19 protein-coding genes are annotated in these 16,829 nt (G+C 69.1%); 11 read left to right on the top strand and 8 right to left on the bottom strand.

The genetic code is table 11. The features are described from left to right. Positions 1 to 51 precede the first annotated feature (51 nt). Positions 52 to 1,578: an AMP-binding protein gene (locus tag ABZX37_RS43740; protein ID WP_354750045.1), complete on the top strand. Its 1,527-nt coding sequence runs from the start codon at positions 52 to 54 to the stop codon at positions 1,576 to 1,578. Positions 1,579 to 1,583: 5 nt separating this feature from the next. On the opposite strand, the gene ABZX37_RS43735 is transcribed toward ABZX37_RS43740, so the two are convergent. After that, the gene (locus tag ABZX37_RS43735) at positions 1,584 to 1,817 is read right to left on the bottom strand and encodes a hypothetical protein (RefSeq protein ID WP_354750043.1); all 234 of its coding nucleotides are present in this window, start codon (positions 1,815 to 1,817) and stop codon (positions 1,584 to 1,586) included. 14 nt (positions 1,818 to 1,831) lie between these two features. Further along, on the bottom strand, positions 1,832 to 2,278 hold the full coding sequence (locus ABZX37_RS43730; protein WP_354750041.1) for a MarR family winged helix-turn-helix transcriptional regulator: 447 nt from the start codon (positions 2,276 to 2,278) through the stop codon (positions 1,832 to 1,834). A 101-nt stretch (positions 2,279 to 2,379) separates the two neighbouring features. Between ABZX37_RS43730 and ABZX37_RS43725 the strand changes: the two genes are divergently transcribed. Continuing rightward, positions 2,380 to 3,594 (top strand): amidohydrolase family protein, encoded by a 1,215-nt coding sequence (locus ABZX37_RS43725; protein ID WP_354750039.1) that lies wholly within the window; start codon positions 2,380 to 2,382, stop codon positions 3,592 to 3,594. A gap of 70 nt (positions 3,595 to 3,664) precedes the next feature. Here the strand turns inward: ABZX37_RS43725 and ABZX37_RS43720 are convergent, their stop codons facing one another. The 5 genes from ABZX37_RS43720 to ABZX37_RS43700 form a co-directional block, all read right to left on the bottom strand. Next, positions 3,665 to 4,210: a dihydrofolate reductase family protein gene (locus ABZX37_RS43720; RefSeq protein WP_354750037.1), complete on the bottom strand. Its 546-nt coding sequence runs from the start codon at positions 4,208 to 4,210 to the stop codon at positions 3,665 to 3,667. Positions 4,211 to 4,296: 86 nt separating this feature from the next. Beyond that, entirely contained in the window at positions 4,297 to 5,334 is a 1,038-nt protein-coding gene (locus ABZX37_RS43715; RefSeq protein WP_354750076.1) for an LLM class flavin-dependent oxidoreductase, read from the bottom strand. Then, positions 5,334 to 5,846, bottom strand: a complete 513-nt coding sequence (locus ABZX37_RS43710) for an SRPBCC family protein (protein ID WP_354750035.1) — start codon at positions 5,844 to 5,846, stop codon at positions 5,334 to 5,336. The genes ABZX37_RS43715 and ABZX37_RS43710 overlap by 1 nt, the downstream gene beginning before the upstream one ends. A 137-nt stretch (positions 5,847 to 5,983) precedes the next feature. Beyond that, positions 5,984 to 6,487 carry a helix-turn-helix domain-containing protein gene (locus tag ABZX37_RS43705; protein WP_354750034.1) on the bottom strand — a complete coding sequence of 168 codons (504 nt, stop codon included), beginning with the start codon at positions 6,485 to 6,487 and terminating at the stop codon, positions 5,984 to 5,986. Between the two features lie 40 nt (positions 6,488 to 6,527). After that, positions 6,528 to 6,917 carry a cupin domain-containing protein gene (locus tag ABZX37_RS43700; protein WP_354750032.1) on the bottom strand — a complete coding sequence of 130 codons (390 nt, stop codon included), beginning with the start codon at positions 6,915 to 6,917 and terminating at the stop codon, positions 6,528 to 6,530. 51 nt (positions 6,918 to 6,968) lie between these two features. Between ABZX37_RS43700 and ABZX37_RS43695 the strand changes: the two genes are divergently transcribed. From ABZX37_RS43695 to ABZX37_RS43675, 5 genes are all read left to right on the top strand, one after another. After that, on the top strand, positions 6,969 to 7,934 hold the full coding sequence (locus tag ABZX37_RS43695; RefSeq protein ID WP_354750030.1) for a helix-turn-helix domain-containing protein: 966 nt from the start codon (positions 6,969 to 6,971) through the stop codon (positions 7,932 to 7,934). A gap of 219 nt (positions 7,935 to 8,153) precedes the next feature. Continuing rightward, positions 8,154 to 9,329 (top strand): lytic murein transglycosylase, encoded by a 1,176-nt coding sequence (locus ABZX37_RS43690; protein ID WP_354750028.1) that lies wholly within the window; start codon positions 8,154 to 8,156, stop codon positions 9,327 to 9,329. Between the two features lie 54 nt (positions 9,330 to 9,383). After that, entirely contained in the window at positions 9,384 to 10,298 is a 915-nt protein-coding gene (locus tag ABZX37_RS43685; protein WP_354750026.1) for an SDR family NAD(P)-dependent oxidoreductase, read from the top strand. Positions 10,299 to 10,359: 61 nt separating this feature from the next. Further along, entirely contained in the window at positions 10,360 to 10,968 is a 609-nt protein-coding gene (locus tag ABZX37_RS43680; RefSeq protein ID WP_354750024.1) for a TetR/AcrR family transcriptional regulator, read from the top strand. Further along, positions 10,965 to 11,795, top strand: coding sequence for an alpha/beta hydrolase (locus ABZX37_RS43675; RefSeq protein ID WP_354750022.1), 831 nt, complete (start codon positions 10,965 to 10,967; stop codon positions 11,793 to 11,795). The genes ABZX37_RS43680 and ABZX37_RS43675 overlap by 4 nt, the downstream gene beginning before the upstream one ends. A gap of 2 nt (positions 11,796 to 11,797) precedes the next feature. Here ABZX37_RS43675 and ABZX37_RS43670 read toward each other — a convergent pair whose 3' ends face one another. Further along, the gene (locus tag ABZX37_RS43670) at positions 11,798 to 12,601 is read right to left on the bottom strand and encodes a TetR/AcrR family transcriptional regulator (RefSeq protein WP_354750020.1); all 804 of its coding nucleotides are present in this window, start codon (positions 12,599 to 12,601) and stop codon (positions 11,798 to 11,800) included. A gap of 120 nt (positions 12,602 to 12,721) precedes the next feature. Between ABZX37_RS43670 and ABZX37_RS43665 the strand changes: the two genes are divergently transcribed. The 4 genes from ABZX37_RS43665 to ABZX37_RS43650 all read left to right on the top strand — a co-directional run bounded on the left by ABZX37_RS43665 (position 12,722) and on the right by ABZX37_RS43650 (position 16,552). Next, entirely contained in the window at positions 12,722 to 13,135 is a 414-nt protein-coding gene (locus ABZX37_RS43665; protein WP_354750019.1) for a DUF1992 domain-containing protein, read from the top strand. Between the two features lie 673 nt (positions 13,136 to 13,808). Further along, entirely contained in the window at positions 13,809 to 14,939 is a 1,131-nt protein-coding gene (locus tag ABZX37_RS43660) for a metallophosphoesterase (protein ID WP_354750017.1), read from the top strand. A gap of 119 nt (positions 14,940 to 15,058) precedes the next feature. Further along, positions 15,059 to 15,859 carry an alpha/beta hydrolase gene (locus ABZX37_RS43655; protein ID WP_354750015.1) on the top strand — a complete coding sequence of 267 codons (801 nt, stop codon included), beginning with the start codon at positions 15,059 to 15,061 and terminating at the stop codon, positions 15,857 to 15,859. A 36-nt stretch (positions 15,860 to 15,895) separates the two neighbouring features. Continuing rightward, complete coding sequence (locus tag ABZX37_RS43650; RefSeq protein WP_354750013.1) at positions 15,896 to 16,552, top strand: HAD-IA family hydrolase; 657 nt, start codon at positions 15,896 to 15,898, stop codon at positions 16,550 to 16,552. The last annotated feature ends 277 nt before the right edge of the window (positions 16,553 to 16,829 follow it).

Raw genomic sequence — 16,829 nt, 5'->3', positions numbered from 1 at the left:
GAAAATCACCCGCGCGGGCAGTGCGGCCCGCTGACGCGAAGGGATCGCCCCGTGTTCTATGACCTGAGTGTCCGCGACTTCCTCGACCGCGCCGAAACGGTGTACCCGGACCGGATCGCGGTGGTGGACGAACCCGCCCAGCCCGCGGAGTCCTGGGGCTCGGTGCCCTACCGCGAACTCGCCCGCCGCGCCCGCGCGCAGGCGGCGAACCTCGACGCGCTCGGCGTTCCCGTCGGCGGCCGGGTCGCCATCGTCTCGCACAACTCCGCGCGGCTGCTGACGTCGTTCTTCGGCGTCTCCGGCTGGGGCCGCGTCCTGGTGCCGGTGAATTTCCGCCTCGCCGCCGCCGAGGTCCGGTACATCGTCGAGCATTCCGGGGCCGAGGTCCTGATGATCGACCCCGAGCTGAAACCGTTGCTGGACAGCGTAACCGCGAAGCACGTGTTCGTCCTCGGCGAGGACGACGACAAGATCTGGGGCGGCGACGGCGAACCGCGCCCGTGGAACGCCGACGAATCCGCGACCGCCACGATCAACTACACCTCCGGCACCACCGCGCGGCCGAAGGGCGTCCAGCTCACGCACCGCAATTTGTGGCTCAACGCAACAACTTTCGGTCTGCACACCACGCTCAGCGACAACGACGTCCTGCTGCACACCCTGCCGATGTTCCACGCGAACGGCTGGGGAATGCCGTACGCGGTGACCGGCCTCGGCGGACGGCACATCGTGCTCCGCAAGGTGGACGGCACCGAAATCCTGCGCCGCGTACAGGAGCACGGCGTGACGATCATGTGCGCCGCCCCCGCCGTCGTCACCGCGGCCCTGGACGGCGCCGCCTCCTGGGACGGCGAAATCCCCGGCCGCGATCGAGTCCGGATCGTGGTGGCCGGCGCGCCGCCACCGACCCGGACCATCGAACGCGTGCGCGCGGAACTCGGCTGGGAGTTCATCCAGATCTACGGCCTGACCGAGACTTCGCCGCTGGTCACGGTGAACCGCTTCCGCAGCGAATGGGCCGACCTGGACCCGCACGAGCAGGCGAAGCTCCTTGGCCGCGCCGGAGCCCCGGCCCTCGGCGTCCGCGTCACGATCGACACCGACGGCGAGGTCCTCACCCAAAGCAACCACAACCTCGACGGCTACTGGGAAAACCCGGACGAGACCGCGCAGGTGCAGGAAGGCAACTGGTTCCACACCGGCGACGGCGGCACCTTCACCGACGGCTACCTGACCATCGCCGACCGCAAGAAGGACGTCATCATCACCGGCGGCGAGAACGTGTCGTCGATCGAGGTGGAAGACGCGCTGAACTCGCACCCGGCCGTCCGGGAGGTCGCGGTGATCGGCATCCCGGACGAGAAATGGGGCGAACTGGTCACGGCGCTGGTGGTGACGGACGGGACCGAGGTGACGGCGGACGAGCTGATCACGCACTGCCGCCAGCACCTGGCCGGGTACAAATGCCCGAAGCGCGTGGAATTCCTCGAGGAACTGCCGCGGACGGCGACCGGGAAGATCCAGAAGTTCAAGCTGCGCCAGCCGTTCTGGGAGGGGCAGGGGCGGCAGGTGAACTGACCCGGCTACGGCTCGTCGGGGCGGATCACCTCGCCCTTTACGTATTCGGTCAGGACGCCGTCGTCCGCCCAGATCCAGAGCCGCTCGCATTCCGGGCAGCGCACGACCCGGGTGGCTTTGCCGAACAACGTGCTGCCGGAAGCCTCGACGTCGAACTCGTCATCAGTCAGGAAGTACATCGTGTCGTGCGGGTCGTCGTCCCTGACGATGTTCCCGCACATACACCGAATCTTCGCCATCAGACGTCTCCCCGTCAGTCCCGGCTCACGGCCTGCTTCCTGGACCACTCCGCGGCATCGGCACCGTAGCGGGTCAGCAGACGAGCGAACTGGACCTGTTCCTCCGCCGACCAGCCAGCCGTGATCTCCTCGAACGCCTTTCGCTGTTCGGCGGCGAAACGTTTCCGTTCCGCCTCGCCCTGCTTGGTGAGTTCGAGAACGGTACGGCGTCCATCAGCCTGCGATGCCGCCCGGCGGAGCAGCCCGTCGGCGATGCACGCGGCGACAGTCCGGCTGGCCACCGGCTGCGCGACACCCATCTCGACGGCGAGGCCACCGACCGTCGTCTCGTCCGGCGCGTCGGCGATCACATTGAGCACGAGATTGCGCGACAAGTCCTTGTTCGACGCCGGAGTGCGCCGCCGCAACCGGGACAGCGCCGGGCCGATCTGGTCCAGCACCGAGTCGGGAGAGCTGCTCATGCGCTTGATCCTAGGCGGCACCCGCCCATTTGCATACCTCAGGGCAAGTACATAGCATTAGGTATGTAAATACCCGATGCAAGGAAACGAGACGAACCACCATGACGCGCACCGCCATCGCCAACGCCCGGGTCTTCGACGGGGAGAAGTCCCTCGGCGTGCAGACAGTGGTCCTCGACGGCACGAGGATCACCCAGGTCGGCGGCGAGATCCCCCGGGGCAGCGAAACCGTCGACGGCACCGGCGCGACCCTGCTGCCGGGGCTCATCGACGCCCACGTGCACTCCGCCCCGGGCTCGCTGGCGCTGGCCCTGCGGTTCGGGGTGACCACCGAACTGGAGATGCAGGGGATGAACACCCGGGAGAACCGGGGCCACATCACCGACGACGACACCGTCGCCGACGTGCGGTCCGCTGGCTTCGGCATCACCCCGCCGGGAGGTCACCCCAGCGAGCTGATGCCCGAGGGATTCCGGCCGAAGTGGGACCTCCCGCCGGTGCTGCCCGTGATGCCGTTCTCCACCACGCCCGAGGAAGCGGCAGCCTTCGTCCCCCAACTCCTCGCCAGAGGTTCAGACTTCATCAAATTCATGATCGACGACGGCAGCGTGGAGGGGCACCCGGGACTGCCGTGTCTCGACCAGGCCACCATCAACGCCGGGGTCGCGGAAGCCAAAAAGTACGGCGCGCTCACCGTGGCCCACGCGCTGACCGTCGAGGCGACCAGAATGGCTGTCGAGGCGGGCATCGACGGTCTCGCCCACGTCTTCATGGACCAGCCGCACACCGCCGAGATCATCAGCCTCGTCAAGGACGCGGGGATGTTCGTCGTTCCCTGCATCAGCCTCAACGCCTCGCTGATGGGCATCACCGGCAGCGCGCTCGCCGACGATCCCCGGGTCGCCGCTCGTCTCGACGACAAGTGGACCGAAACCCTGCGCTCCAGCTACAACCGCTACCCGCAGGGCAAGCTCGAAGACGTGTACAGCACCGTCCGCGCGCTCGATGCCGCTGGTGTCGACGTGCTGGCTGGCACCGACGTCTCCATGCCCGAGAAGTTCTTCGGCGGCCTCGCACACGGAGCGAGCCTGCACCACGAACTGCAGTACCTCGTGGAAGCCGGTCTCACGCCCGAACGCGCCTTGCGGGCAGCCACCGCGACGACCGCCCGCCGCTTCCGGCTCAGCGACCGGGGCCGCGTCGCCGAGGGACTCCGCGCCGACCTGCTGCTGGTCGACGGCGACCCGACCCGCGACATCAGCGACACGCTCAACACCCGCGCCATCTGGCGGCGCGGCGCCCGCCTGGCGGAATAACCCGCAGGTGCCCCGAATCCTGCTCAGCGAGCCGGGATTCGGGGCTTCGCACACCGTCCTCTTTGGATAGTCAGTCGTCCGAAGGCCGGTAAGCCAACCGCAGCACCCCGTTGCGGAACGCCGTCGTGTCCGCCAGCCGGAAGTCCAGCTGCGGCCCCTCCTCCGGAAACAACCGACGGCCCTTGCCGACCACCACGGGGTACTGCAGCAGGGTCAGCTCGTCCACCAGCCCGTGCGACAGGAGCCACCGCACCAGCGTCGTGCTTCCGCTGGTCATGATGTCGCCGCCCTCGCTGGACTTCAGCTCCGCGATCGCCTCGCCGAGGTCGCCGCGCAGGAGGGTCGTGTTGTGCCAGTCCGTCGCGGTCAGGGTGGTGGACGCGACGTACTTCGGCACGCTGTTCATGAACTCCGCGCCCGGGTCGTCCGTGCGGCCGGGCCACGCCTCGGCGAAGCCCTCGTAGGTCACGCGGCCCAGCAACATCGCGTCGGCGTCCGCCATGCCGTCGCCCACCGCGTGTTCGAGCTCCTCGTTCCAGTACGAGAGCGACCACTGGTCCGGCGCCTCGACCACGCCGTCAAGCGAGACGAACAGGGTGGACACGATCTTGCGCATCGAGCGACTCCTTGGTGTTCGGGATCGCCGACACTATGGCGCAGCCGGACCTGCCGACGCAGCCAGATGGCCCAATCATTGGTCTGTCAGGGCACTTCCGTTACCAACTCGAGTGCCCGGCCGAGCGTTGCCAGGCGGTTTTCCAGCGTGTCGCCCGCCGGATACAGCCGGACCGTGTCGACTCCGGCCGCGCGCCACACCTTCAGCCGCGCGCGGACCATGTCCTCGGTGCCGATCAGCGTCGTCGCGAGGACCATCTCGTCGGTCACCAGCCCGGCCGCGCCGTCGCGGTCGCCGGACTGCCAGCGTTCCCGCACTTCAGCGGCGACCTCGGCCCAGCCCTGCCTGCTGTAGGCGTCGTGGTAGAAGTTCGTGCTCGCCGAACCCATGCCGCCCAGCGAAAAGGCCAGTTCCTTCTTCCGCCCGGCAACCATGGGGCGCAGTTCGTCCTCATCGGACGCGAACGCGACCTCAGCGCCTTGGCACACCACGAGATCACTGCGGCTCCGGCCCGCTTTCGCGAGCCCGGCGTCGAGATGCCGGAAGTACGCGTCGGCGCCCTCGGGGACGAAGCTCGTGCCCAGCCAGCCGTCGGCGAGTTCGCCGGTGAGCTCCAGCATCCGCGGCGACAGCGTGGCCAGGTAGATCGGGATGTCCTCGTTCGGCGTCGTCGACAGCCGCATCGGGCGGGACTCGCCGGGCAACGGAATCTGGAAAGCCTTGCCAGCGAAGGAGATCTTCTCCCCGGCGAACGCGCTGCGGATGATCCGCACCGTCTCGCGCATCCGGGTCAACGGCCGCGCGAACGGCACCCCGTGCAACCCCTCGATCACCTGCGGACCGGACGGCCCGAGGCCCAGCGCGAACCGTCCGCCGGACATCTCGGCGAGCGTGAGCGCGGCCTGCGCGAGCGCGACCGGCGTGCGCACGCCGAGCTGCATGATGCCGGAACCGAGCCGGATCTTGTCCGTGCGCGCGGCGAGATAGCCGAGCACCGACGGCGCGTCCGAGCCCCACGCCTCGGCCACCCAGCATTCGTCGAGACCCAGTTTTTCCGCCTCCAGCACGAAATCCCGGGTGCCGGGCCAGCCGGAGGACGCCTCGACGGTGGTGGCCGTGCGCATCATCCGGCGGTCTCCACGCGGTCCTTGATCGCGCCGAGTGTGGCGGTCATCGAGGCCTCGAACTCGCTCAGCCGGACGTGCACGATCTTCTGTTCCTTCTCCGGCATCCGCGCGATCACCTCGGTCACGCCGGACGGTCCCGGTCCCATCTGCGCCCACTGCGTGAGCCGCGTGCCGCCGTTCTCCGGGGCGAGGGTGAACCGCCAGACCGCGGTCGGATTGGCCGGGTCGCTGACCGCCCAGGCGAAGACGCGCGGTTCCTCGCATTCGACGATGTAGGAGGTGGTTTCCCAGTCGCCGCGCATCTTGTGGTGGTTGTGCCCGACGAAGGACCGTCCGAGCGCCGGTGTCGAACCTTCGTCGCACCACCGGACCGCCTGCAGTTCGCCGCTCAGCTCCGGCATGAGCACGACGTCCGAGGCGAACCGCCAGACCTGCTCGGGCGTGCCGTCGATCCACGCGTCCACCTGCACGGTCGGGGCGTCCGCGTACCGCGCGCCGGTCCACTCCATGGCGAGTCCTCCTCCGTTGGCGTCTCGACCAGCATAGTTGCGTAACAAGACTGACCCTGTCAATCACCACGGAGGCCAAAAGCCGTGAGGGGAACCCTGAGGGAATCTGATTCCCTCAGGGTTCCCCTCACGTACCGCTACTCCTGGGGCGCGAACCGCGCTTGGACGTCGGGGCGCTGCGCCAGGCGCTCGGGGAAGCCGGGACCGCGCCGCATCCGGGTGTCGTCCGCCGACAGCGGCTCGCCGCAGTCGGCGCACACGACGGTCGCGGTCGTGTCGTGCCCGCAGGCGTCGTGGTGCAGCACGATCGGCGGACCCGCTTCGGTGGCCAGCCACCGGTCGCCCCAGGCCGTCATCGCGGCCAGCACGCTCCAGAAATCGCGGCCCTTCTCGGTCAGCACATAGTCGTAGCGCACCGGTTCGGCCTGGTAGGCGCGCTTCTCCAGCAAACCCTCGTCGACCAGCCTGCGCAGCCGGTCGGCGAGGGTGTTGCGTGCGATGCCGAGCGCCTGCTGGAACTCGTCGAAGCGGCGGACGCCGTAGAACGCGTCCCGCAGCACCAGCGGCGTCCACCAGTCCCCGAGCAGGTCCATGGTCCGGGCGATCGAGCACGGCCACTGCGCGAAGGAAGTGCGTTTCATGACGGCGAGGGTACGCCGTCCCACGGTGCAACCCAGCAGGTCAGACGCGATGCCCGACGGTCACGTCGACAGTGTCGGGCACTTCCTCGTGCTCGTCGCCGACCGAAAGCGTCCCGGCGGGCTCCACGAGCAGCACTACCGCGCCCTCCTTCGACGACGGCTTGTGGAACGTGCCGCGCGGGACCACGAACGCCTGCTCGCGCGTCAGTGTCACGGTCCGTTCGCCGTCCGCTTCGCGCAGGCCGATCTCGATGGCGCCGTCGAGGACGAGGAAGAACTCGTCGGTGTTGTCGTGCTTGTGCCACACGTGCTCGCCGGCGAACCGGGCGAGGCGGATGTCGTAATCGTTGACGTTGGCGACGATCCGCGGGCTCCACGGCGCGTCGAACCCGGCGAGCACCGCCCGCAGGTCGAGGGGCTGAGTTGTCATAGTTCGATCTTCGGCCTGGTTTCCGGCGGCCGGGAGTGCTAGGAATCGCACATGTCGAAAGGATCCTCGCACCGCGTCGTGATGATCGTCGGCGACGGCTCGAACCCGTTCGAGATGGGCGTCGCGACGGAGTTGTTCGGCTTGCGCCGGCCGGAACTGCCGACGCCGTGGTACGACTTCGCGCTCGCGGCGCCCGGCGGGCAAGCCCGGATGCACCTCGGCTTCTTCACCCTCGCCGACGTCGCCGGCCTCGATGCGGTCGACGCCGCGGACACCGTGATCGTCCCGAACCGCCCGGATCCGCAGACCCCCGCCGACCCGGAGGTCATTGCCGCGATCCAGCGCGCGGACGCCCGCGGCGCGCGGTTGATGAGCTTCTGCACCGGCGCGTTCACCCTGGCGCAGGCTGGCGTGCTCGACGATCGCCGCGCCACCACGCACTGGCAGTGGGCCGAGGCGTTCACCGCGCACTACCCACGGGTCCGGCTGGAGCCGGACGTCCTCTTCGTCGAGGACGGCACAGTTTTCACTGCCGCCGGAAGTGCGGCCGCACTCGATCTGTCGCTGTATGTAATCCAGCGTGACCACGGCGTGGAAATCGCCAACACGGTAAGCCGTCGCCTCGTTTTCACCGGACATCGCGAGGGCGGCCAGCGACAGTTCGTGGAACGCCCGATGCCGGAGATTCCGGACGCCTCGCTCGCACCGATCCTGGAATGGGCGCGCCAGCACCTCGACCAACCGCTCGCGGTCACCGACCTCGCCGCGCGTGCGTCGACCAGCGCCGCGACGCTGCACCGCCGGTTCCGCGCCGAACTGGGCACGACGCCGCTCGCCTGGCTCACCGCCGAACGCGTCACGCTGGCCCGCCGCCTCATCGAACGCGGCGAACATGGTCTGGACCGCATCGCCGCCCGCACCGGGCTGGGCACCGGCGCGAACCTCCGGCTGCGGCTGCGCAGGCACACCGGGCTGTCGCCGTCGGAATACCGGAAACGATTCGGCCCGGCGGCGTGACGCGCCCTCGGGTCCACAGTGGACCCGACGAACGGATTGCTCCATTCGGCCTATTCAGCAAAATCCCGGTTAAGCCCCGATGACCGGAACCCACCGAAGGTTTTATGCCAGACGAACGAAAGTTGGCCGGAACGGACAGAATTCCGGCGACCCCTCACCGGATCGCGCGCAGATCCGCTAGCTTGGCCGCAGACCGGCCGAACGAACGGGGAGACACGCATGGCCAGACGCCGCCCGGAGGGACGGAACGCCCGGAGCCGGGCTTTCGCCGCCCTCGCCGGAGGCGCGCTCGTGGTGCTGCCGACGGTGACGTCGTCCGGCATCCCGGTGGCGTTGCGCGCCGCGGAACCGCCGTCTGCCGCCCAGTCCGCGCCGAACTCCCCCGGCCTGCCGCCCGGCATCACGCTCCCGCCGATCGGCGTGGACGGCAGCCTGCCGCAGCCGCCGGTCCCGCAGGCGCTCGGCGTCCCCGGCTACCCGAACGGCCCCGGCTCGGCCACCACCGCCGGTCCGCTCGGCATCCCGGACAGCATGCTGCGCGCCTACCGCAACGCGGCCGACATCATGGCCCGCGAACAGCCCGGCTGCCACGTCGACTGGGCGCTGATCGCGGCCATCGGGCGGGTCGAGTCGAACCACGCGCGCGGCGGCTACGTCGACGCCCGCGGCAACACCCTCGAACGCATTCTCGGCCCGGTCCTCGACGGTTCCGGCGGATTCGCCGCGATCCGCGACACCGACCACGGCCGCTACGACGGCGACCCGACGTGGGACCGCGCGGTCGGCCCGATGCAGTTCATCCCGTCGACCTGGGCGTCGTACGCCTCCGACGGCAACGGCGACGGCATCTCCGACCCGAACAACATCTACGACGAGACCCTCGCCACCGCGCGCTACCTGTGCTCGGGAGGCCTGGACCTCTCCACCGACGCCAACCAGCGCCTCGCGGTGCGCCGGTACAACAACTCGCAGTCCTATGTGGACACCGTGATGGCGTACGCGACCGGTTACCGGAACGGCGTCTCGAACCTGCCGGACAGCAAGGTCCCGATCGGGGCCCCGCCCGGCCCCGGCGCGGTCGAAGCCGCCGCGGGCAGCCCGGCCGGCGACGTCGCCCCGCCCACCCCGCCGCCGGTCGCCCCGGCGCAGCCGAACCAGCCCGGCACGCCGACGCAGCTTCCCGGCAGCAGCACCGCGCCGAGCAGCAACACTCCGGCGAAGCCGACCAGCACTACGCCGACCACTCCTTCCAGCACCACGCCCACGAGCACCACGCCGACGACGCCGACCACCCCGACGAGCACGACGCCGTCCAGCTCCGCCCCGGCGAACCCGGCCACGTCGACCACCACGACGACTTCCAGCACCACGACGGAGGCCGCGCCGACGCACTGACCGCGACGTTCGTATAGTCCGGACCGACCGGAAACCGGACTGTGGGGGGCGATCGTGGCGTGGAATCCCCGGAACTTGCCCGACCTCGCGGGCAAGACCTACGCGGTGACCGGGGGCAACGCCGGAATCGGCTACTTCGTCACCGAGCAACTGGCCGCCGCCGGGGCGCACGTCGCGCTGTTGGGCCGTGACCCGTCCCGGCTGCGCGCCGCCGTCGAGATGGTGCGCACCCGCGTCGGTTCGGCTTCGTTGAGCACGATCCCGCTGGACCTCGCCGACCTGGAGTCCATTCCGGCCGCCGTCGAGGCGCTCGGACGTCTCGACCGGGTGGACGCGCTGACCGAAAACGCGGGCATCACCGCGCCCGGTCCCGTGCGCCGGACGACGAAACAGGGCCTGGAGCTGGCGGTCGGCACCAATCATTTCGGCCACTTCGCGCTCACCGCGCTGGCGATGCCGGTCCTGACCGCCTCATCCGCGCGGGTAGTGCTGGCGGGCAGCCTGATCACCCGGATGTATCCCTACGACCTCGACGATCTGCAGAGCTCGCACAAGTATTCGGACTTTCGTGCGTATGCGCTGTCGAAGCACGCCGTGCAATCGTTCGCGACGGAACTCGACCGGCGCCTGCGTGCGGCGGGTTCGCCGGTGCAGGCGATCCTCGCGCACCCGGGGTTCAGCCTTGAGCGGACCAGCCCCGCTCGCCCCGGAATCACCAAGCCGGTGCCGGTGATGCGACTGCTCGCGCCCTATACGCACGGCAAAGATCACGGCGCTTGGCCCGCGGTCCGGGCCGCGATCGATCCGGCCGCGACCGGCGGTTCCTACTACGGGCCGGCGTTCGGCGGAGTGGGTCGGCCGCGGTTGGGCACAGCGATGGGCGCTTCGCGGGATCCCTTGCGGGGCCGTCGGTTGTGGACGCTTTCCGAGGAAGCGACCGGGATCCAGTTCGCGCTCGGGGGTTCCTGAGTCGCCCACATTTTGGTAACGTCGTGTTTCCAGAAACGTCGCGTTACCGAATGGGTGTGCCTTGACCAGGCTGACGCGGGCAGAACAACAGCAGCTCACACACGAGAAGCTGATCGAAGCGGGACGGACGGTGCTCGTCCGGCGCGGGTTCCTCGCCGCGACCGTGGAGGAGATCGCCGCGGAAGCCGGGTACACGCGCGGCGCGGTGTACAAGCACTTCGGCGGCAAGGAAGGCGTGTGGCTGGCGATCATCGACGCCCGCGCCGAAGCACACCTCGACCTGCTCAGGACTGCTCTCGGCAAGGCGTCCACCCGAGACGACCTGATCGCCGCTCTCACCCCGAAAACCATCGCCGACGACGAGGAAGCCGCCCGGTGGAGCCGGACGACCGCCGAATTCGCCGCCGCCGTGACGAGACTTCCCGAAACCGCCGCGGCCGCCGTCTCCGCGCAACGGCAGCACGAAGAAGAAATCGTTGCCGTACTTGACGAACACTGCCGACGACTGGGAATCACGCCAGCCGTTCCGCTGCCGCAGGTGGTCGTGCTGCTCGGCGCGCTGAGCGGCGGACTCGCCCTGCGCCGCGGCGTCGATCCCGACACCGACGTCGCGGGCGTGCTCGCCGGAACCCTCGCCGCGGTGTTCCCCGATCCACGGAGGACTCCATGAGCGTTTCGTTCGCCCACAACGGCGACATCGACCTCGCGTACGAAACCTTCGGCACCGAAGGACGTCCGCTGCTGCTGATCCAAGGTGGACTCGCCCCGATGCAAGGCTGGCCGGACGAGTTCTGCGAATCCTTGACACACAAGGGTTTCCACGTCGCCCGCTACGACAACCGCGACGCTGGCCAATCCTCGCGCGCCACCGCGGACTACACCCTCGCCGACTCCGCCGCGGACGGAACCGCCGTGCTGGACGCGCTCGGCTGGCCCGCCGCGCACGTCGTCGGCGTCTCCCTCGGCGGCATGACCGCCCAGGTGATGGCGACCCGGCAGGCGGAACGGGTGCTGAGCCTGACGTCGCTGTCCTCCGCGCCGGACCACCTCCAGCGATGGAACCTGCGCAAGGTCCGCACGCTCGTCAAATTCGCCGCCCTGCACCGAAAACGACCCAAGGACCCGGAATCCGCCGGTGAGCACCTCGTCCGGATCTACCGGATCGTCGGCTCGCCCGGCTATCCGCACGACGAAGACTGGATCCGCGACGTCGGCCGCCGAACCTTCCACACCCGCACCGATTTCGCCGCGTTCCGCCGACAGGGCAAGGCAATGTACGCCCTGGGCGACCGGCGCGCGGAACTGGCCGGAGTACGCGCACCGACCCTGGTGATCACCGGAGAAGCCGATCCCGTGCAGCCAGTGAGCGCCGGACGCGCGACCGCCGACGCCATTCCCGGCGCGAAATTCGTCACCTACGCGGGTATGGGACACGACCTGCCGCGTCCACTGTGGCCGGACCTGATCGGCGAAATCGACGCTATCGCCAGCGTGTGAACCTACTTGTCGACCTGGCCGATCCGGTCCGCGATCCCGTCGAGCAGCCGGTCCAATCCGAACTCCGACGCGTCCGACGCCTGCTTCGCCGAAGGCTTGTCAAACCCGCCGGCTAGCCAGGTCCGGTTCATCGCCGGGTGGGATTCGACGTCGAAATACGTGTACCAGAACGAAGAACGCTGCCCCCACCACGCGTCGTTGGACTGTCCTGTGGTCTGTTCCAAGTGGACACTCTCCGCCTCGGCCGCCGCGTTCGCGTCCACATAGCCCGCGACAGAACTGGCCGCCGCGACAACCTCACACGCAGGCAGACCCAGCTCGTCCATAATGGACAGAAGATATTCCTGACCGGCCAACTGCCCCGGACCGAGCGCGGGCCGCACCCGAGACCGCTCGCGGAGCCACGGATGCCGCCGGTAAATGTCACGCGTCCGGTCAGCGTAAACGCGAACCTGCGCACGCCAGTCCTCCGGCCGGGGCTCGCCGGGCCCGGGGAGATTCCGTTCGAGGAGAACGGTGTCGACCATGAGGTCGATCAGCTCGGTTTTGCCGGGAACGTAGGTGTAGAGCGTCATCGTGCCCGCCCCGAGTTCCTTGGCCACGCGGTGCATCGACGTGGCGACAAGCCCCTCGGCGTCCGCGACCGCGATGGCCGCCACGATGATCCGTTCGACGGTGAGCGTCGGCCGCCTGCCGCGCGCTGAAGGTTCCGGAGCACCCGTACAGTCGCGCCACAACAAGGCGAGCGTGCGCGCGACCTCCTCGCGCGCAGCCTCGGGACCGTCGCCCTCGTGCTCGACGATCATCGCGTCCCCTCCCGGCCTTCGTACGCATCAGCGTGGGATCTTACCTGCCGTTTCAGGACCTTCGTCCCCTCCGCGGCGGCTCGCGGGCCGCTACGCTGGGGAGCGAGGGAGGTGGTTCCCGTGACGGAACGCAAACCACCGGGCGTGTCGTACGGCACGTGGGTCGACCGGCAAATCGCCGACGCCGAAGCCCGCGGCGACTTCGAAGACCTGCCAGGAACCGGAAAACCCCTGCCACCCCCCACCGGCCGCGACGCGGCGACCGACTGGGCCGTCCGCCGCGCCCGCGAAGGCGACCTGGACCGGTCCGCTTTTCTGCCGCCGTCACTCGCCATACCGCGCGAAATCCAAGACCTGCCGGGGAAACTGGCGAAAATCCGCTCCGAACGCAAGGTGCGGGAGATCGTCGAAGACCTGAACGACCGCATCCGCAAGACCCACGCGATGCCCCAGGACGGCCCGGTGCTGCGGGCGAGGCCGCTGGACGTGGAGGAAACGGTGGCGAGCTGGCTTGCGGGGCGCGGAGAGTCCTGATGCACGCGAGCTAAGCCCGCCTTGCCCGGCCGCGATGGATCCCTTTCCCAGAACGCGCAGGCGGGGCCGCGTCCTAAGCCACGCGAGGTGAATCCGCGCAGTCCTTGCCGGAGACGGCCGCCGGATGGGATCGACAGCGGCCACTTTCCCGAGAGCCTGCGGAACGCGGCTTCGCCCAACCGGCCGCCGTCGGAGTTCCCGCCCGCTCGCCGAACCTCGCCCACCGAACTCCATCACCGCCCGGAAGCGGCCAACCGCCGAAACCCCCGCGTGCCCACCTCGCCACCCCACCCGTCCACAAAACTCCACCACCGCCTCACTCGACCGGGCCACCGCCGAAAAATCCCGCGCACCCGCATCGCCACCCCACCCCGACGGCCCCACCCGTCCACAAAACTCCACCGCCACCTCACTCGACCGGGCCACCGCCGAAAAATCCCGCGCACCCGCCTCGCCACCCCACCCCGACGGCCCCACCCGTCCACAAAACTCCACCACCGCCTCACTCGACCAGCCGCCGAAAGTCCCGCGCACCCGCCCGCAAAACTCCGCCGCCGCCCCAGCACCAACCGCCCCACCCACCGAAACCACTCCCACCCTCCCCCTCACGCCCCGCCACCCACTCCCCGACTGCGGCTACGCTGGGTAGTACCTGGGCGAAGGGAAGAGAACCGTGGTTGGAGTTCGTCGGGTTGCCTTCGTGGTCGCCGCGGTGCTTTTGCTGTTCGGCGAGCCGTGGTCGGTGCTCGTGTTGCTGCCGGATTGGCCGGTCGCGGGCACCGTCGTCGGCACGGTCGTTTTCGGCGTAGCGGCGCTGAGTTTTCCGGTGCTCATGGTCCTCGGGCACGGTCCGAAACAGAGCGACGCCGCCGCGCGGGTCGGGGACGTCACGCTCGGCGCCGTCTGGGTGCTGTTCACCTGGAGCGTCCTCACGCACGTGCTGCGACTGGTCCTGCTGGTGTCCGGAGTGGACGATCCCGCGCGGCCGCGGATCGTAGCCGGGGTCACGCTCGCCGTCGCGGCGGTGCTGCTCGTCAGCGGGAACCGGACCGCCATGCGGGTGCCGCCGGTGAAGGCGGTCGACGTCGTGCTGCCGAAGCTCGGCGCCGGGCTCGACGGGTTGCGCGTCGCGGTCATCACTGACACCCACTACGGCCCGCTCGACCGCACCCGCTGGTCCGAGCGCCTGGTCGCCGAACTGAACCGCTTGCGGCCCGACGTCGTCTGCCACGCCGGGGACCTCGCCGACGGGTCCGTAGCCAAGCGGCGCAAGCAGGTCGACCCGCTCGGCGGCGTCCAGGCGCCGCTCGGCCGGTTCTACATCACCGGCAACCACGAGTACTTCGGCGAAGCCCAGGCCTGGCTCGACCACATGGCGAGCCTCGGCTGGGACACCCTGCACAACCGCTCAACGCTGATCGAACGCGACGGCGCCCGCCTGCTCTTCGCCGGCATCGACGACCCCACCGGAGCCGCCTCGGGCCTCCCCGGCCACGGCCCCGACCTGGCCGCCGCCCTCGACGGCTCCGATCCCGAGGTCCCCGTCGTTCTGCTGGCCCACCAGCCCAAACAGGTCGCGCAGGCCCGCGAGGAAAACGTCGACCTGCAGATCTCCGGCCACACCCACGGCGGCCAGATCTGGCCCTTCCACCTCCTGGTCCGCCTCGACCAGCCCACCCTGTCCGGCCTCACCCGGCACGGCCCGACCCAGCTGTACAACAGCCGCGGCTCCGGCTTCTGGGGCCCGCCCTTCCGGGTCTTCGCCCCCAACGAGATCGCCCTGCTCACCCTACGCAGCGCCTAACCCCAGCCCCGCGCCCTCGTCAACAGCGCCACATCCCACCGAACAATTTTTTTGTCTTGACAACTGCACTAGTCGGATGCGAGAGTTCTCCCCACGGCACCACTCCGAGGAGGAACACCATGCCCACCGTCACGTCCGCCGACGGCACCCAGATCGCCTACTCCCGCACCGGCTCCGGCCCCGCGCTGGTCCTCGTCGACGGCGCGCTCTGCTACCGCACCTCGACCCCGAACGACGATCTCGCCAAGGCCCTCTCCGACCGCTTCACCGTCTACACCTTCGACCGCCGAGGCAGGGGCGAAAGCGGCGACGCGAGCCCGTACGACGTCGAGCGCGAAATCGAAGACATCGCCGCACTGGCCAAGGAAGCCGGCGGCGAGATCGGCCTGTACGGCATCTCCTCCGGCGCGGCCCTGGTGATGGAAGCCGCCCACCGCGGCGTGCCGGTGAAGAAGGTCGCGGTCTACGAACCGCCCTTCGTCGTCGACAGCACCCGCAAGCGAGTCCCCGCCGACTACCAGGCGAAACTGGAAGCAGCCGTGGCCGCCGGAAAACCAGGCGACGCGATCAAGACCTTCATGACCGAAGGCGTAGGACTGCCCGCCCTGATGGTCACCATGATGCGCCTGATGCCCGCGTGGCCGCGCATGAAGCGTGTCGCCCACACCCTCGCCTACGACGCGCAGATCATGGACGACAACCAAGCAGGCCGCCCGCTCCCCGAAGCCCGCTGGTCCGGAATCACCGCCCCCACCCTCATCCTCGACGGCGGCAAGAGCCCCGAGTGGATGCGCAACGGCGTCGCGGCGGCAGCCAGCCAGCTGCCAAACGCCGACTACCGCACCCTCCCCGGCCAGACGCACCTGGTGAAAACCGCCGCACTGGCCCCGGTACTGGCGGAGTTCTTCGCCACGAACTGACCCCGCCAGCGGACCAGGTGAGGCAAGCTGCGGAACGTGGCCACGCGAGCATTGATCTTCGATTTCGACGGCACCTTAGCCGACACGGAAGCCGCGGTACTGCGCTCCTGGCAAGAAATGTTCGCCGGACACGGAGTCGAACTGCCCCTGGACGTCTGGCACACAGTAATCGGCACCCAGAACACCGCAGCGACGATGTTCAAACTCCTGGCCGAACAAGTAGCAGGCATCGACCCGGAAACCCTGCGCCCGACCATGCGCGCCCGAGTACACGAACTCCTAGCCGAAGACGGCCCAAGAGAAGGCGTACTCGACTACCTGGACGAGGCCGCCCGCCGTGGTCTGGCGCTAGGCGTCGCCTCAAGCTCGTCCGGAACCTGGGTACACGGCCAACTAGAACGCCTAGGCCTGGCCTCCCGCTTCACCGCGGTAGAAACGGGCGACCGCCACAAGCCAAAGCCAGACCCAGACACCTACCTGGCAGCCCTGCGCACCCTGGGCGTAACCGCAGAAGAAGCCCTGGCCTTCGAAGACTCACCCCACGGCGTAAGCGCAGCGAAAGCAGCCCGAATCACCACCATCGCGGTGCCAAACCCCATCACCGCATCTCTGGACTTCGCCAAAGCAGACCAAGTCCTCCCCGCTTTCACCACCACCCCGCTAAGCGCGCTACTGCGGCAATTCGGGACGTGAAGGGCTCCTTGAGGGAATCTGATTCCCTCAAGGAGCCCTTCACGGACCGCCCGCCTACCCGTCGCCGCGATGCGCCCCAACGCCACATTGGGTGCATCCCACGCACCCAACGCCACATTGGGTGCATCTGACGCACCCAATGCCACATTGGGGCGCTAGCCCCAACCCGAAACCGCAGCCGATGCACCCAACGATCGAGGCACCCAGCCCCACCCCCGCACCCCGATACGAAGCCTCCCTGCGGTCTGGGGGTGCTTGTCAAGGCATCTTTCCCGCC

This window comes from Amycolatopsis sp. NPDC004079, from assembly GCF_040610415.1.
GTDB classification, from domain to species: Bacteria; Actinomycetota; Actinomycetes; order Mycobacteriales; family Pseudonocardiaceae; genus Amycolatopsis; species Amycolatopsis halotolerans.
Note: the sequence above shows the minus strand (reverse complement) of the source record. Positions and strands in the feature narration are given on the sequence as shown.

Excerpts from the sequence above, each read along its gene's own strand:
- ABZX37_RS43730 (WP_354750041.1), bottom strand. The coding sequence starts at position 2,278 with ATGAGCAGCTCTCCCGACTCGGTGCTGGACCAGATCGGCCCGGCGCTG.
- ABZX37_RS43675 (WP_354750022.1), top strand. The coding sequence starts at position 10,965 with ATGAGCGTTTCGTTCGCCCACAACGGCGACATCGACCTCGCGTACGAA.
- ABZX37_RS43690 (WP_354750028.1), top strand. The coding sequence starts at position 8,154 with ATGGCCAGACGCCGCCCGGAGGGACGGAACGCCCGGAGCCGGGCTTTC.
- ABZX37_RS43705 (WP_354750034.1), bottom strand. The coding sequence starts at position 6,487 with ATGAAACGCACTTCCTTCGCGCAGTGGCCGTGCTCGATCGCCCGGACC.
- ABZX37_RS43695 (WP_354750030.1), top strand. The coding sequence starts at position 6,969 with ATGTCGAAAGGATCCTCGCACCGCGTCGTGATGATCGTCGGCGACGGC.
- ABZX37_RS43655 (WP_354750015.1), top strand. The coding sequence starts at position 15,059 with ATGCCCACCGTCACGTCCGCCGACGGCACCCAGATCGCCTACTCCCGC.
- ABZX37_RS43720 (WP_354750037.1), bottom strand. The coding sequence starts at position 4,210 with ATGCGCAAGATCGTGTCCACCCTGTTCGTCTCGCTTGACGGCGTGGTC.
- ABZX37_RS43715 (WP_354750076.1), bottom strand. The coding sequence starts at position 5,334 with ATGCGCACGGCCACCACCGTCGAGGCGTCCTCCGGCTGGCCCGGCACC.
- ABZX37_RS43725 (WP_354750039.1), top strand. The coding sequence starts at position 2,380 with ATGACGCGCACCGCCATCGCCAACGCCCGGGTCTTCGACGGGGAGAAG.
- ABZX37_RS43710 (WP_354750035.1), bottom strand. The coding sequence starts at position 5,846 with ATGGAGTGGACCGGCGCGCGGTACGCGGACGCCCCGACCGTGCAGGTG.
- ABZX37_RS43700 (WP_354750032.1), bottom strand. The coding sequence starts at position 6,917 with ATGACAACTCAGCCCCTCGACCTGCGGGCGGTGCTCGCCGGGTTCGAC.
- ABZX37_RS43670 (WP_354750020.1), bottom strand. The coding sequence starts at position 12,601 with ATGATCGTCGAGCACGAGGGCGACGGTCCCGAGGCTGCGCGCGAGGAG.
- ABZX37_RS43735 (WP_354750043.1), bottom strand. The coding sequence starts at position 1,817 with ATGGCGAAGATTCGGTGTATGTGCGGGAACATCGTCAGGGACGACGAC.